This is a genomic window from Streptomyces sp. AB3(2024) (assembly GCF_041862025.1).
Classification (GTDB): domain Bacteria; phylum Actinomycetota; class Actinomycetes; order Streptomycetales; family Streptomycetaceae; genus Streptomyces.
The window spans coordinates 15,184-28,526 of record NZ_JBGWAB010000111.1; the positions used below are offsets into that span (position 1 = coordinate 15,184).

A 13,343-nucleotide genomic window follows, 5' to 3' on the forward strand; every position below is an offset into this window, starting at 1 on the left:
ATGTGTACCCCGTTCACTCGGCCACGTCGATGGCGTAGCGGTTGGATTCCACCCCTGCGGCGGTCACCACCTGGACCTCGGTGCGCCCCGGTTCCACTTCCGCCGGCACCGGAACGGTCAGCACCGCGTCCGACGGATTGGTGAATCCGCCCGCCACCGGAACCAGCGGCACGTGGACGTGGACGGCCCCGATCCGCACCACCAGCCGGGCGAGCATCTCCGGGGTCTGCGCCCCGGGCGGTACGAAGCCCACGCCCCGGATCTCGATGTCGTCCCCGGGGCGGACGGCGGAGTCCAGGTCCCCGGGCTCCCGTCTGCGCACCACCGACAGCACGAGCGGACGGCTCCCCTCGGCGTACTTGGCCGCGAGGTAGACCACCGCCGACAGCGCCACGAGCATCGCCAGCGACCACGGCAGCCGCGGCAGCCGGTCCGGGAAGCGGGCCAGCGACACCGCCGCGTAGGCCAGCACCACGGTGGAGACCAGCACGTACTGGGCGTCGGTGAAGCTCCCCCGGCCCGCGTCGTCGGTGAGCAGGTCGGCCCCCGAGGGGCGGTCCGCCGGCAGCTTCTGGAGCCGCTGCCCCATGATCCGTACGGAGACCACCCGGCGCACCAGCACCGCCACCCCGGAGGTCAGGCCGAGGACCGCGAGCAGGGGCAGTGCCCGGCCCAGTGAGAGCCCGGCGTAGAGGGCGTCCCGCTCGGGGCCGGGCGAGGAGGCCGCCAGGCGCAGCGCGGGCAGCAGCGCGGCGAAGGAGGTCAGCACCAGCCAGGCCGCCGGGACCGCCTTGGAGGTGGACAGGCGGTTGTCCTCGCCGACCAGCGGGGCCAGCAGCCCGCCGCGCAGTGACTGGGCCCGCGCGGCGAGGGTGAGCAGCCCGGCGAGCACCACGGCGGCGAGGAGCCCGGCGGTGCGGGCGGTGGACCAGCCGGTGCCGAGGGCGGTGCCGACCTGCACCACCAGCAGGATCCCGGCGGCGATCCACAGGACGAGGACGGCCCGCCGGGAGAGCAGGTACAGCCAGGAGTGCCCGGCCTCCCGGCCCCGGTCGGCGACCGTGCGGGCGGACAGGGTCAGTTCGTCGGACACCCACTGGCGGGAGGCGCCGAGGGAGTGGGCCACGGCGGCCGGGACCCCGTGTCCGGCGGCGAACTCGTCGCGCTTCTCCAGGAAGGCGGCCACCGCCCGGCGGTGGCCCTCCCGGGCTCCGTGGGGGCAGTCGTCGCAGGTGCAGCCGCCGCCGTGGGTGCTTCGGGGGATCTCTTGGACAGCCACGCGCGTGCCGCCTCTCTGAACTCCGGTGCAATGCCAGCGAATTGTGCACCACTGCGGCAGTGCTCCGGATTGCGCACGATGTCAGAGCAGGTGATTAACCGTTCATGATGTTGACGCCACCCCTCAGAGCGCCTCCCGCAGCGGCTGGTAGCTCACCCACGCGGCCAGGTCCGAGCCGAAGCGCCCGCGCGTGGCCACGGCACTGCGGTGGTCGATGGGCACCGGCTTCCCGGCCGCCCGCGCGATCAGCTGCACCTGCGCGGCCCGCTCCGCCGCGAGGAACCACCACAGCGCCGCCTCCACCGAGTCCCCGACCGTCAGCAGCCCGCGGTTGCGCAGGACCAGCGCCTTGTACGGGCCGAGCGCGCGCCCGATCCGCGCCGGGTCCTGCGCGCCCGCGAACTCGTCGAGCAGCGCGTGGTCCTCGTAGAAGGCGCAGGCCTCCTCGGTGATCGGGGACAGCAGTTCCCCGAGGCAGGCCAGCGCCCTGCCGTACGGGCCCTGCGTGCGTACGACGGCCACCACCTGCGGCCGTTCCCGGTGGACGGCGGCGTGCACGGCGAAGGCCAGCTGGTTCACGCGCCGCTCCCCGCGGAGCACCCGCCCCTCCCCGTCGACCAGCAGCAGGTCGTCGGGGGTGAGGGCGCCGAAGGCCCGCCCGAAGGGGTTCACCCAGTAGCAGTCCTCGAACTCCGGGTCCCGTACGGAGACCTGGCCGGCCACCCCGTCCTCGTACCCGAGCCGCCCCAGCAGCCGCAGCCCCTCGGCGAGCCGGGCCTTGCGGTGGGTGCGGGTCTCCCCGGCGGTGGCGAAGACCGGCGGCATCGCGAAGCCGAGCCGCTCGACGGGCACGGGTACGGGCCGCTCGGCCATGTCGGTTCCTCCAGACTCCAAGGTCGCGGCGCAAGGTACCCGCGCCCGCCCGAAGAGGCCATAGAAAGGGCCGTACACGCGGCGAAGCCGCCGCTCCCGGAAGGGGAACGGCGGCTTCGTCACGCGGTACGGGCTACCGGGTACCGGTGGGGACTACTCCCACTCGATGGTGCCCGGGGGCTTGCTCGTGCAGTCCAGGACCACGCGGTTCACGTCCGGCACCTCGTTGGTGATCCGGGTGGAGATCTTGGCGAGGACCTCGTACGGCATGCGCGTCCAGTCGGCCGTCATGGCGTCCTCGGAGGAGACGGGGCGCAGCACGATCGGGTGGCCGTAGGTGCGGCCGTCGCCCTGGACGCCCACGCTGCGGACGTCGGCGAGCAGGACGACCGGGCACTGCCAGATCTCCCGGTCCAGGCCGGCCGCGGTGAGCTCGTGGCGGGCGATGGCGTCGGCCTCGCGCAGCAGGTCCAGGCGCTCCTTGGTGACCTCGCCGACGATGCGGATACCGAGGCCGGGGCCGGGGAAGGGCTGGCGCTGGACGATCTCCTCGGGCAGGCCGAGCTCCTGGCCGACCATCCGGACCTCGTCCTTGAACAGCTGGCGCAGCGGCTCGACGAGCTCGAACTCGATGTCGTCGGGCAGACCGCCCACGTTGTGGTGGGACTTGATGTTGGCGGTGCCGGTGCCGCCGCCGGACTCGACGACGTCCGGGTACAGGGTGCCCTGCACCAGGAAGGCCACCGCCGGGCCGTCCTCCTGGAGGATCTCCAGCTGCGCCTGCTCGAAGACGCGGATGAACTCACGGCCGATGATCTTGCGCTTGGTCTCCGGGTCGGAGACGCCGGCCAGCGCGTTCAGGAAGCGCTCCTGGGCGTCGACGACCTTCAGCTGGACGCCGGTGGCGGCCACGAAGTCCTTCTCGACCTGCTCGGTCTCACCCTTGCGCATCAGACCGTGGTCGACGTACACGCAGGTCAGCTGGGAGCCGATGGCCTTCTGCACGAGGGCCGCGGCGACGGCGGAGTCCACGCCGCCGGAGAGGCCGCAGATGGCGCGCTTGTCGCCGACCTGCTCGCGGATGGCCGCGATCTGCTCCTCGACGATGTTGCCGGTGGTCCAGGTCGGGGACAGGCCCGCGCCCCGGTAGAGGAAGTGCTCCAGCACCTGCTGGCCGTGCGTGGAGTGCATGACCTCGGGGTGGTACTGGACCCCGTACAGCCGCTTCTCGTCGTTCTCGAAGGCCGCGACCGGGACGACGTCGGTCGACGCGGTGACCGAGAAGCCCTCGGGGGCGGCGGAGCAGGCGTCGCCGTGGGACATCCACACCGACTGGCTCTCGGGGGTGCCCTCGAAGAGCGTCGAGCCGGACTTGGAGACGGCCAGCGGGGTGCGGCCGTACTCGCGCGCGCCGGAGTTGTCGACGGTGCCGCCGAGGGTGGTCGCCATCAGCTGGAAGCCGTAGCACATGCCGAAGACGGGGACGCCGGCCTCGAAGAGGGCGCGGGCGTCGTCCAGGCGCGGGGCACCCTCCTCGTACACGGAGGACGGACCGCCGGAGAGGATGATCGCCTTGGGGTCCTTGGCGAGCATCTCGGCCACGGGCATCGTGCTGGGCACGATCTCGCTGTAGACCCGTGCCTCGCGGACGCGGCGGGCGATGAGCTGGGCGTACTGGGCGCCGAAGTCGACGACGAGAACCGTGTCCGGGGCGCTGTCGTGGGCGGCGGAGGGTGCTTCTGGCACGGGGCAGGCCTTCCGGCGGAAGAGGGTGGCTGTTTTGTCGATTCTACCGGTGGCGGCACCCGCCGTTTTGTCGCACCATCCAGTCCCCCGGCCGGTGACGCCCCGCGACGGACCCCTCACGGCACCCTCCGCCGCGGACCGGCCGTCGTCTCACGATGCGGGCCCGGTTGACCGGGGGGCGGGGCGGAGGGTAATAATCCGTTCCATGCGCAAGCAGCTGAGCTTCCTCTTTACCTATGGCACCGGCCGGTCCGGTCGCCATGGGTCCTCGTGATGCTCGCTTGAGCCGCTGACTTCCCAGAGCGCCCCGGTCCGACAGGACCGGGGCGCTCTGGCGTTCTCCGGGACTGACGGACCTCCCCGATCCGTCCATGAGGAGAGAACGACATGTCCGTCATCACCACCGCCGCCACCCCCGAAGAGCTCATCGCCGACAGCCGCGAGCGGATCGACGCCATCGACGACCGCATCATCGGGCTGATCCAGGAACGGACGGCCGTCTCCACGGTCATCCAGGAGGCCCGGATCGCCGCCGGAGGCCGCCGCGTGCACCTCTCGCGCGAGATGGAGGTGCTCGCGCACTGGAGCGACGCCCTCGGCAAGCCCGGCACCGCGCTCGCGATGACCCTGCTGGAGCTGTGCCGGGGCCGCGTCTGACGGGTGTTCGTCACCCGTCCGGGCCGTGACCGCCCCCACCGGGCTTCGTTCTCGGTGTGGTCCGCGTCAGCCAGGCGCGGGTCCGCAGCACCACGCGTGGCTCCACGGGAGCGATGAGACGTGACGCCCGACGGCGCGCGTCGTGGGACCTCGCTCCCTCGCGTGACCGGACGGCAGGGGACAGCAGCCCGGTCACTCCATGAGGACGGCCGGCCCGGGGGACGCCCCGGGCCGGCCGTTCCGCGTGTCCGGCTCCGCTACGCGCGGCCCGCCGCTCGGCGACGAAAGGCCAGGAACAGCGCACCCCCGGCGGCCACCAGCGCGGCCCCCGCGAAGCCGACCAGGCCGGCCGTGCTGCCGGTGGAGGCCAGTGGACCGCCGCCCGAGGAGGTCTTCGGAGGCGTGGTCCCGGTGCTCGCAGTGGCCGACGGCGAGGCGGAGGCCGACGCCGAGGCGGTCGGCTTCGGGGTCGTCGTCGAGGGGCTCGGGGCCGGGCCGGTGGGGTTCACCGTGATGGTGGCCAGGTTGTTGGCCAGGACCGGGTCGAAGGGGTGCCGCTGGGGTTCGCCCCCGGGGCCGGGCCGGCCGACCGTGATGGCACCCCGGGCGTCCGGGACGGCCTTGTCGATCCGCAGCTCGAAGGGGAACTCCACCTTCTCGGACTCCAGCAGCGACGAGCCGGTGGTGCAGAGGTAGCGGGGTGCCGCCGCGGTGCCGGCGGAGCGGCAGGCCGCGGGGGCCGTGAGCACCTTCACGCCCGGCGGGACCAGCACGTCCACGACCGCCGCCGGGGCGGTGGAGCGGGGCTCGAAGACCCAGGCCGGGCCCTGGTTGCGCACGGCGACCGCGGTCTTGACGGTGGTGCCGGCCTTGCCCTTGACGACGAGGGGCTCGGCTGCGAGGTCGGCGGTGTTCGGGACGGCGAACTCGAACTCGCGCCGGTTGTCGGCCGGGTTGAGGTCGGGGCCCCGCAGCGCCGGGGTGAGGGTCGCGGCCCGCTTCTTGGCGGTGAGCTTGCGCCCGCCGGTGCCGTTGGCGCCACCGGGGGTCTTGCCCGCGGGGTCCTTCGCGGCCTCGTCTCCGGGCTTGGGCTTCGCGTCCGCGCCCGTCTGCGCCTGCTCCGTCTTCACCGGGGCCGCGGCCGGGTAGATGCCGTAGCCGAGCAGCTCGGCGCGGGCGTGTCCGGTGGCCTTCAGGTGCAGGGGGCTGTCGCCGGCCAGCTCGTAGCTCGCGTCGGTCTCGAACTCCCCGTCGACCGTGCAGATCGCGGTGGTGGAGGTGCGCGTGGTGCGGTACTCGCAGTTGTCGTACCGCTCGGCCAGCTCCATCCCGCGGCTGGCCTCCAGCTCCAGGACCACGCCCCGCGCGGACTGCGTGCCCCGGTTGGAGAAGGCCAGGGGCAGCGGCTGGCTCTCGCCCGGCTTCGGGTCCCGCTTGAGCGCCATCTCCCCCATGACCAGGTCGGGGCCGCCGACCGTGACGGCCGTGACGGCGGGCCGCACGGTGGCCCCGGACACCGCGCCGGTGACCCGGATCTCGCCGGAGTCCTTGTTCTTGGCGTCCTTCGCGGCGGTGATCTCCAGGTCGACGCCGGGTCGGGAGCCGGGGCGCACCCCCCGCTCCGTGCAGACGAGGGTGGTCGCGACGGCCTTGCACTTGGCGGCCTGGCCGGTCCCGGCGGCCGCCTCCCGGACCGAGGCCACGCCCGCGACCTTGGTCAGGTCGACGGTGAAGGTGACTTCGGCGCCGAGGCCTTCGGCGGCGCCCGGGTAGTCCAGGCGCACGGCCAGGGCGACCGGCTTCGGGGAGCCCGTCGCCGGGTGGAGCGGGAGGGCGAGTGCGGCCGGGGCCGTCAGGGTGAGGACGGGTTCCGCGGCGTACGCGGGGGTGATGGCGGTGGCCAGCCCCGCGGCGACCAGGCCGCAGGCGACCGGCAGGGAGATGCGCTGTCTCATGCCCCCTGTGACCGCCGGAGCCCGGCGACAGTTGCACTCCCGGGCATGTGACCGACACCACACCTCTGGCGCGGGGATTCCGGTACAACCTTCTCCGGCAACCGCCTGTCCACTCTTGTACCGCGGTGAGTACCGCGCTCGGAGGGGGAGCGCGGTACTCATCGCGGTCAGTGCTCCGGTTCCGGTTGCCTCGGGGGCACCGCGGGGACCGCCAGGAAGGGCAGCCGCAACGCGCCGAAGGCCTCCTTCGGGACGGCCGGCCGGGCCGGCTCCACCGCCGCGAGGCGCACGTACGCCGCGCCCTGCTCGGGCCGCGGGTCCTCCTCGCCGTTGTTCGGCCAGTACGACATCGCCCGCTCGGCCTGCGCCGTGATCGTCAGGGACGGGTTGACCCCGAGGTTCGCGGAGACCGCCGCACCGTCGACGACGGAGATGCCCGGGTGCCCGTAGAGCCGGTGGTACGGGTCCACCACGCCCTCCTCGGGCGAGGCGCCGATCGGGCAGCCGCCGAGGAAGTGTGCGGTGAGCGGGGTGCCCGTCAGTTCGCCGACGTTGCTGCCCGGGAAGCCGTTGATCTCCTCGGCCAGCAGGGTCGCGGCCCGGGTGGCCTCCTCGATCTGCACCGGGTTGGGGGCGCCGTGCCCCTGCCGGGCCGTCAGCAGGCCCTTGCCGATGCCGCCGGGCTTGCGGTAGGTCGTCAGCGAGTTGTCGAGGGACTGCATGACCAGACCGATGATGGTCCGCTCCGACCAGCGGCGGTTGGACAGCGAACGGGCCAGCTGTACGGGGTGCTTCGCGGTGCGGGCGAACCAGGCCCGGACCCGGTGGCGGCCGTAGGGCACCTGGAGGATCGTCAGGAACCCCATGGCGTTGGAGCCCTTGCCGTAGCGGACGGGCTCGATGTGGGTGTCGGCGTCGGGGTGCACGGAGGAGGTGATGGCCACCCCCCGGGTGAAGTCCGCCGTCCGGTCGGCCCCGTGCCGCCTGCGGTAGCGGCGGTCGTCGGTCTGGGCGCCGACCAGACCCTCGGAGTTGGTGCGGGTCAGGTCGCCGAGCCGGTCCGACAGCCGGGGCAGCTCGCCCCGGTCCTTCATGGTGTGCAGCAGGGTCTGGGTTCCGTAGGTGCCCGCCGCGACGACGACGTGACGGGCCCGGAGCACCTTGGCCCGGCCGGTGCGGCGGTGGTCGGTGGGAACGGTGCGGACCCGGTAGCCGCCGTCGGGGTGCTCGGCGAGCGCGGTGACGGTGGTCATGGGGTGGATGACGGCCCCAGCCCGCTCCGCCAGGTGCAGGTAGTTCTCGTTCAGGGTGTTCTTGGCCCCGTGCCGGCAGCCCGTCATGCACTCCCCGCACTCGGTGCAGGAGGTGCGGGAAGGGCCTGCGCCGCCGAAGTAGGGGTCGGGCACCTGCTCCCCGGGACGTACCCGCGCCCCGCCGTCGGCGTCCCGGCCGTCGCCGAAGAACACCCCGACCGGCGCCATGTGGAAGGAGTCCCCCACGCCCATCTTCTCGGCGGCGGCCTTGAGGTGGACGTCGGAGGGGGTGAGCGTCGGGTTGAGGCGCACGCCGAGCATCCGCTTGGCCTGCTCGTAGTACGGGGCGAGTTCCTCGCGCCAGTCGGTGATGGACGCCCACTGCCTGTCCTCGAAGAAGGCCGCGGGCGGCACGTACAGGGTGTTGGCGTAGTTGAGCGAGCCGCCGCCCACCCCGGCTCCGGCGAGCACCATCACGTTGCCGAGGAGGTGGATGCGCTGGATCCCGTACAGCCCGAGGGCCGGCGCCCACAGGTAGTTGCGCAGGTCCCAGCTGTTGCGGGGCAGGCTCTCGCGGGTGAAGCGGCGTCCGGCCTCCAGGACGCCGACCCGGTAGCCCTTCTCGGTGAGCCGCAGCGCCGAGACCGACCCTCCGAAGCCCGATCCGATGACGATGACGTCGTAGTCGTACGACACTGCGTGTGCCTCCCGGGCGATCGGGTCTGAATCGGAGGGTCGGGCGTCGGCGGCCGGGCCTAGCGGAAGCGGAGGGCCTTCATCACCTTGAGGCTGCGGGTCATGAACTCCGCGTACTTCGCGTCGTCCATGCCCAGCGAGGGCGCCATCGGCAGCAGCCGCTGGTGGGCCACGGTCTGCGCCTCGGTGTACTTGAGGATCCCCTCGGAGCCGTGGCGGCGGCCGAGGCCGGACTCCTTCATGCCGCCCATGGGGGACTGGGCGCTGCCGTAGGCGGGGGCGTAGCCGTCGTTGATGTTGACGGTGCCGGTGCGCAGGCGGGCGGCGACGGCGTGGCCGCGCCGGGCGTCCTTGGTCCAGACGCTGGAGTTGAGGCCGTAGGGGGTGGCGTTGGCCTGCGCGACGACCTCGTCCTCGTCCGTGAACCGGTAGATCGAGACGACCGGGCCGAAGGTCTCCTCGGCGCAGACCGCCATGGGGGCCTCGACCCCGTCGAGGATGGTGGGTTCGTAGAAGAGCGGGCCGATGTCGGGGCGGGCGGTGCCGCCGGCGACGAGGGTGGCGCCCTTGGCGACGGCCTCGTCCACGTGCCGCTGCACGGTCTCCAGCTGACGCGTCCCGACGAGGGATCCCATGTCGGCCCCGTACGCGAGGGCGTGGCCGAGCCGCATGGCCTTGGTGCGGGCGGCGAAGCGTTCGACGAACGCGTCGGCGATCGAGGCGTGGACGTAGAGCCGCTCGATGGAGATGCAGAGCTGGCCGGCGGAGGAGAAGCAGGCGCGGACGGCGCCCGCGGCGGCCTTCTCCACGTCGGCGTCGGCCAGGACGAGCATGGCGTTCTTGCCGCCGAGCTCCAGGGAGACCCCGACCAGGCGGGCGGCCGCGCCCTGGGCGACCTCGCGGCCGGTACGGGTGGAGCCGGTGAAGGAGACGTAGTCGGCGTGCCGGACCACCTCGGGGCCGACGACCGGGCCCTCGCCGAGGACGACCTGGAAGACCTCGGCGGGCAGTCCGGCCTCGATCAGCAGGTCACGGGCCCACAGGGCGGTCAGCGCGGTCTCGGTGTCGGGCTTCATGACGACGGCGTTGCCCGAGACGAAGGCGGGCAGGGCGTCGCCGACGGACAGTTCGAGGGGGTAGTTCCAGGGGGCGATCTGCCCGACGACCCCGCGCGGCTGGCGCAGCTCGGTGACCTTGGTGAGGGTCGGCATGGCGCCCGTGTGGCCCTTGGGGCGCAGGTAGGCGGGCGCCTTGCGGCCGTAGTGGCGGGCGGCGACGGCGACGGCCTGGACCTCCTCGTGGGCGTGCAGGCGCGCCTTGCCGGTCTCCAGCTGGATGAGGTCGAGGACCTCGCTCTGGCGGGCGAGGACCAGGTCGTGGAAGCGCAGCAGCACGGCCGCCCGCCGACGGACGGGCACCGCGGCCCAGGCGCTCTGGGCGGCGCGGGCCTTGGTGAAGGCGGTGGCCACGTCCTCGGGGGTGGCTTCGGGGAGGTCCGCCAGCTTGTCCCCGGTGAAGGGGGTGTGGTTGGCGGTCCGCCCGGAGCCGATCACACCGCGGGTCAGCCGGGTGACCAGTTCGGGGGTCACCACCTCGGCGGCGGTACGCGCGCCGGCCGGGACCGGGGCGACCGGGTTCGTGGGCTGCGGTGCGGTGCGGAGGGGGGCGGCGGGGGCCTGCGAGTCCGTCATGGCGGTGAGCGTATGCCGCCCGCGAGGCTTTGGGTACCCGTCGGTAACCGTATTTTGCCAAGTCTGCCAGTGATCGCTGGCGCGATCGGCGGGGTGTGGCGCGATCACCGCGCCGGGCGGCCGGGCGGGCGGTCCGCCGCACCCTCCGGCGAACCCTTCGCGGACACCCCCGTCCGGCCCGCCTCAGCCCTTCTTCGCCGGGGGCTGCCAGCCGGTGAGTACCGTGTCGAACTGCTGGCGGATCTTGGACCACTCGTTCGCCGGACCGGACATGTACACCGCGTACTCGGTGTTCTCCGGGCTGATGTACATCTGCTCGATGGCCCGGCGCGGGCCCGCGTGGGGCGCCTTCTCGGTCCAGGAGAAGTCCCACAGCCCGGCCCGGGTGGTGTCCCGGAAGCTGTTCTGGTCCAGCACCTCGCGCTTGTAGTCCATGCGCTCCTTGAGCTGCTTCTCCAAGTCGAGGAGGTGCGTGTACGGGTTCGGGTAGTCCGGGGTGGTGTCGATGGCGATCCGGATGAGGTGACGGCCGTTGTCGGGGGTGTAGTCGATCTGGTTGCCGTCCATCTGGCGCTTCCAGCCCGCCGGGACGAACAGCGAGAAGCCCGCCGGGTCCTCCACCTTGACGAAACCGGCCGGCGGGGTCGCCGCCGCGGCGCCGGCCTTGCCGTCTTCGCCCGATCCCGGACGGTCCGGGGCACTCGCCCCCTTGTCGGCGGAGCCTTCGTCCTGGACCCCGTCGCCCTGGCCGTCGAGGTACTTGAGCACCCCGAAGACCCCGCCGCCGCCGAGCAGCGCCGCCACCAGGGCCACGGCGGCAGCCCGCTTGAGCCGCCCGGCCGGACGCCCGGCGGAGGCCGCGGGGGACTCCCGGAGCCCGGCGGCCGGGGCGGGCGCGGGGGCGGCCGGCTCCGGCCGCTCGGGCTCCGCGGACCGGGCGGGCACCCGCTCCTCGGCCGTGACCGCGCGCGTGGGCACGTACGCCTGCGCCGCCTTCGGCTCGCGGCCCTCCATCGCCTCGATCAGCATCCGCTCGGCCTCGGCGGCCGAGGGCCGCTGGCCCGGGTCCTTGCGCAGCAGCGCGGTGATGACCGGGCCGAGGGCGCCGGACTGGCGCGGGACGGGCGGCTCGTCGTTCACGACGGCCTGGAGGCTGGAGATGGGCGAGGTCCGCCGGAACGGCGAGCGGGCCTCGACCGCCGTGTACAGGGTGGCGCCCAGCGACCACAGGTCGGAGGAGGGGTCGGGCGCACCGCCGGTGACCCGCTCCGGGGCCAGGTAGTCGATGGAGCCGACGAGCTCGCCGGTGCGCGTGATCGACGAGTCGCCCTCGATCGCGGCGATCCCGAAGTCGGTCAGCAGCACCCGGCCGTCCTTGGCCAGCAGCACGTTGCCCGGCTTCACGTCACGGTGCAGCACGCCGACCGCGTGCGCGGCGCGCAGGGCACCCAGCACGTGCAGGCCGATCCGGGCCGCCTCGCGGGGCTCGATGCGCCCGGCCGCCTTGGCGGCCTCCGCGAGGGAGGGGCCGTCGATGTACTCCATGACGATCCACGGCCGGTCGTCGTGTTCCAGCACGTCGTGGACGGTGACGACCGCCGGGTGCTGGATCCGGGCCGCGGCCCGGGCCTCCTTCTGCGTGCGGGCGTGCAGGACCTCCCGATCGGCCTGGGCCACGTACAGACCCGCCGTCAGTTCCTTGACCGCCACGGTCCTGTGCAGCAGCTCGTCGTGCGCGCGCCACACCTTGCCCATGCCGCCGCTACCGATGGGATCGACGAGCCTGTACCGGCCCGCGAGCACCGCACCCGCGCCTGTCTGCTGTTCCACGAATTCCCGCCGCTCTGTACTCTCCGGGCCAGATTACGGAGCCTGCGGGCGCTGCCGGAACCGCGCGGGGCCGGTGAGACAGCACTGTGACGCAATCGCCGTACTGACATCCAGTCAGCCACCCGCCTGGTAACTCGCCGTGGCCTTCTCGAAGACGTCGGTGACCTTGTCCTCCTCGTCCTTGGGGCCGGTCACCATGACGACGTGGTAACTGCCGCCGAGGGCGACGACGAAGTTGCGGGCCAGGACGGACCGGCCCGTCGAATCGATCCAGGTGTAGCGGCCGGTGACGCGCAACTGACCGGCGACCGTGGTGCTCTTGACGTCCCCCGACTCCGCCCAGGTGGAGTTGCGGTACGGGGACAGCTCCGGCTCCTTGTCCTGCTGGTAGGCCTTCGGGTCCGGGTTGCCCTCGACCCGGTCCCGGCCCGGGACCACGACCAGGGTGAACGCGCCCTGCGTGTAGCGCACCTGGCCGGCCTCGTTGATGCTCCGACGGGTCCAGCCCTGGGGGACGGCGACCGTGAAGTGCTCCGGATCCCGCTCCAGGGTGTAGCCCTCGGGGGCGTTCGGCTGCTGGGCGGGCTTGGACTGCGGGGTTCCGCCGGGCGTCCCGGAGGGTCCGCCGCCCGGGGTCGCCGCGCCGGGGGCGGAGCCGGACGGGCTCGGGCGGGCGGGGCTCTGCGCGGCCGTGGGCTGCTGGGCCTGCTCACCGGAACCGGCGGAACGCGGCATGAACAGCATCGCGTAGGCGACGGCGGCGGCCATCAGGGCCAGTACGCCGACCAGCAGGGTCCGGCCGAGGGAACGCGGCCCCCGCGGGGCGGCGGGGTTGCGGTGGCGGCCGTGCAGGTCGCCGCGCCGACGGACGACGGGCAGCCGGGCGGGATCCGGCTCCGGTGCCGGGAGCACGGCCGGGTCCCCGTCGGGCTCCGGCGCGGAGCGCACGAGGGAGCGCAGCCAGCCGCGCAGCTCCTCGAAGTCGGGTCGTTCGGTGGGGTCCTGGCGCAGCAGCGACTCCACGACGGGGCGCAGCGGGCCGCACTCCTCGGCGAAGGCGGGCGGCTCCGCGCAGACCATCTCGACCAGTTCGGCGACGCTGTCCTCGGGGTACGGGGCGTGTCCCTGTACCGCGCGGTAGAGCAGGGCGCCGAGGGCCCACAGGTCGGTGGCGGGGCCGACGGGCGCGGCCAGCTGCCAGTGGCCGTGGACGGGACCGGCCTGCTCCGGCGCCCAGCGCTCGGTGACGGGGCCGACGACGGCCATCCGGGTCTGGCGGGCCCGCTCGGCGTCGAGGCCGGTGCGCGGGCCGCCGCCCCAGGCGTCGGCCGCTCCGGCCGGGACGGCCCGCGGGGACGGGAAC

The 13,343-nt window shown here is 73.6% G+C and carries 8 protein-coding genes and 1 pseudogene; 1 reads left to right on the top strand and 8 read right to left on the bottom strand.

Annotation, left to right across the window (positions count from 1 at the left end; genetic code table 11):
* Window positions 1–13: 13 nt before the first annotated feature.
* The 3 genes from ACEPPI_RS31370 to guaA form a co-directional block, all read right to left on the bottom strand.
* Window positions 14–1,279: a hypothetical protein gene (locus ACEPPI_RS31370; RefSeq protein WP_373918640.1), complete on the bottom strand. Its 1,266-nt coding sequence runs from the start codon at window positions 1,277–1,279 to the stop codon at window positions 14–16.
* Between the two features lie 123 nt (window positions 1,280–1,402).
* Complete coding sequence (locus tag ACEPPI_RS31375; RefSeq protein WP_373918641.1) at window positions 1,403–2,152, bottom strand: class II aldolase/adducin family protein; 750 nt, start codon at window positions 2,150–2,152, stop codon at window positions 1,403–1,405.
* 153 nt (window positions 2,153–2,305) lie between these two features.
* The gene (gene guaA / locus ACEPPI_RS31380) at window positions 2,306–3,898 is read right to left on the bottom strand and encodes a glutamine-hydrolyzing GMP synthase (RefSeq protein WP_371677079.1); all 1,593 of its coding nucleotides are present in this window, start codon (window positions 3,896–3,898) and stop codon (window positions 2,306–2,308) included.
* A gap of 387 nt (window positions 3,899–4,285) precedes the next feature.
* On the opposite strand from guaA, the gene ACEPPI_RS31385 reads away from it, so the two are divergent.
* Window positions 4,286–4,555: a chorismate mutase gene (locus ACEPPI_RS31385; RefSeq protein ID WP_280917124.1), complete on the top strand. Its 270-nt coding sequence runs from the start codon at window positions 4,286–4,288 to the stop codon at window positions 4,553–4,555.
* Window positions 4,556–4,812: 257 nt separating this feature from the next.
* On the opposite strand, the gene ACEPPI_RS31390 is transcribed toward ACEPPI_RS31385, so the two are convergent.
* The 5 genes and pseudogenes from ACEPPI_RS31390 to ACEPPI_RS31410 all read right to left on the bottom strand — a co-directional run.
* Complete coding sequence (locus tag ACEPPI_RS31390) at window positions 4,813–6,510, bottom strand: hypothetical protein (RefSeq protein WP_373918642.1); 1,698 nt, start codon at window positions 6,508–6,510, stop codon at window positions 4,813–4,815.
* A gap of 167 nt (window positions 6,511–6,677) precedes the next feature.
* Entirely contained in the window at window positions 6,678–8,459 is a 1,782-nt protein-coding gene (locus ACEPPI_RS31395) for a GMC oxidoreductase (RefSeq protein WP_373918643.1), read from the bottom strand.
* A gap of 59 nt (window positions 8,460–8,518) precedes the next feature.
* Window positions 8,519–10,150, bottom strand: a complete 1,632-nt coding sequence (locus ACEPPI_RS31400; protein WP_373918644.1) for a succinic semialdehyde dehydrogenase — start codon at window positions 10,148–10,150, stop codon at window positions 8,519–8,521.
* Between the two features lie 183 nt (window positions 10,151–10,333).
* Window positions 10,334–11,980 carry a serine/threonine-protein kinase gene (locus ACEPPI_RS31405; RefSeq protein WP_373918645.1) on the bottom strand — a complete coding sequence of 549 codons (1,647 nt, stop codon included), beginning with the start codon at window positions 11,978–11,980 and terminating at the stop codon, window positions 10,334–10,336.
* Between the two features lie 114 nt (window positions 11,981–12,094).
* Window positions 12,095–13,343: pseudogene (locus ACEPPI_RS31410) on the bottom strand (serine/threonine protein kinase); the annotation flags it as partial.

Coding starts and splice junctions, on each gene's coding strand:
- ACEPPI_RS31375 (WP_373918641.1), bottom strand. CDS start 2,152: ATGGCCGAGCGGCCCGTACCCGTGCCCGTCGAGCGGCTCGGCTTCGCG.
- ACEPPI_RS31385 (WP_280917124.1), top strand. CDS start 4,286: ATGTCCGTCATCACCACCGCCGCCACCCCCGAAGAGCTCATCGCCGAC.
- ACEPPI_RS31390 (WP_373918642.1), bottom strand. CDS start 6,510: ATGAGACAGCGCATCTCCCTGCCGGTCGCCTGCGGCCTGGTCGCCGCG.
- ACEPPI_RS31400 (WP_373918644.1), bottom strand. CDS start 10,150: ATGACGGACTCGCAGGCCCCCGCCGCCCCCCTCCGCACCGCACCGCAG.